Below are 1,787 nucleotides of genomic sequence, written 5' to 3'. Positions count from 1 at the left end.
ACGTGGCGCTCGACGGTCTTGATCCAGCCGCGGTTCCAGCCGTCAAACGCGCGGGCCGCCTTGGCGTTGGCCAGGTTCTGGCCGATCTGCCGCACCACGTTGGCGTTGTTGCGGTAGATCGTCTGCTCCCATTCCTCGTTGGGGTCCAGGAACGCATGCCAGTTAGACGACCTCAGCGCCGTCCATTCCTGCGGGTAGCCGCCGGTGCCGTCGGCAAAGCCGTAGATCCACCCCTGGAGCAGATGGCGGTCGGGATCGGGCTGGACGTCCACGGTCACGTCCTCGTAGACCGTCGCCCGCCGCCTGGCCGGCGTGTAGTAGTTGTAGCTGCGACTCGTCGAGGAGGGGAATTCCTTGGCCCCGGCCTCGGCGTCCGTGAACACCGGCTTGGGAACGCTGCGCTCCGTGACGGGCGCTTCAGTGTCGGTTGCCATCGATTGTCTCTCTCCTCTCCGCGCTCACGGCGCGGTGGTCGTGAACTTGTCGTAGTAGACCCGCGACTCGGGGACGCCACTCTGATCCAGCATCGCGATGGCGGCATCGACCATCGGCGGCGGTCCGCACAGATAGGCGTCCACCTCGCCCAGCTCTTCCTCGAGCCTGGCGACGACGTCAGTGATGAGCCCCCGCTCCCCGTCCCAGTCGACCTCCTCGTCGCAGTGCGAGAGGGCCGGAACGAAGCGGAAGTTGGGCAGACTGCGCTCGAGCTCGGCCAGTTCCTCGAGGTGGAAGAGGTCGGCCGGGCCCCGGGCGCCGTAGTAGTACACGGCCGGGCGCTCGTTGCCCCGCTCCGCCATCGACCGCAGCAACCCCAGGATCGGCGCCATCCCGGCCCCACCGCCGATGAACAGCAGCGGGCGCTCGGACTTCTCGCGCAGTGTGAACACCCCGTAGGGCCCGGTGACCTGGACCTCGTCGCCGGGCTTGAGCCGCTCGTCAGCCAGCAGGCCGGAGAACTGCCCGTCGGGATAGAGCTTGATCATGAACTCCAGGCTGCCGTTGTCGGGAAGATTGGCCATGGAGAACGACCGCACGTCCTCAGTACCGGGGATCGTGATGTCGACGTACTGCCCGGGCTTGAAGGTGACCGAGTCGCCGGTGAGCACCAGCCGCCGGATGTCATGGGTGAGCTCTTCGATCGCCTCCACGCGCATCGACTGCGTCTGGAGGGCCACGCCGGAGCGCAGCACCTCCTCGTCGTAGTTGATGAGCTCCACCTCGAGATCGGTGACGGCGTGGGCGCGGCAGAGCAGCGTCCACCCCTCCTCCTTCTCGAAGTCGTTGAGCGCGAACGTCGAGTACTTGTCGAGGTCGACCTCGCCGTCGAGCAGGAACGATTTGCACGCCGCGCACTGCCCCTCCTTGCAGCCGTGCATGAGCATCAGCCCCTGCCGGAAGGCGCCCCGCAGAACGGTCTCGTCCTCGTCGACCTCAAACTCGATGCCGACCGGCTCGAGCCGGACCTGAAATGTCTCACCCATGGCGTCGTGCCCCAGGAGTGCCGAAGAGGCGACCGGTCATGCGTTTCAGACCGATCGCCTCACGTTCGGCAGATCCCCGGGCTAGCTGGCGGCCTCCGCAGGCTTGCGGCCGGCCGGGCCACCCCGCTTGTACTCCGCCACGTGGGCCTCGCGGTCCTCGGGCGACATCTCGTTGAGGAGGATGTTGGGGCTCTGCACCGTGTGCCCCTTCATCTCCTTCAGCGTCCACATCTTCTTCGGATCGAGATCCAGGTGCGGCTGCGGGACCAGCGTCTCGCCGTCGTCACGCACGTAGCCGAGATCCGA

The 1,787-nt window shown here is 66.8% G+C and carries 3 protein-coding genes; all 3 read right to left on the bottom strand.

The annotated features are described in order from the left end of the window. Positions 1-434: hypothetical protein (locus tag VGF64_06060; GenBank protein ID HEY1634302.1), on the bottom strand; the 434-nt coding region annotated here is incomplete at its 3' end. Between the two features lie 24 nt (positions 435-458). Further along, on the bottom strand, positions 459-1,481 hold the full coding sequence (locus VGF64_06055) for a 2Fe-2S iron-sulfur cluster binding domain-containing protein (protein ID HEY1634301.1): 1,023 nt from the start codon (positions 1,479-1,481) through the stop codon (positions 459-461). 81 nt (positions 1,482-1,562) lie between these two features. Beyond that, on the bottom strand, positions 1,563-1,787 hold a 225-nt coding region (locus tag VGF64_06050; protein HEY1634300.1), incomplete at its 5' end, for a hypothetical protein.

The sequence above is a fragment of the Acidimicrobiales bacterium genome, from assembly GCA_036491125.1.
Taxonomy (GTDB): Bacteria; Actinomycetota; Acidimicrobiia; order Acidimicrobiales; family AC-9; genus AC-9.
The sequence above is the reverse complement of the archived record's forward strand: the minus strand, read 5'-3'. Positions and strand labels throughout refer to the sequence as shown.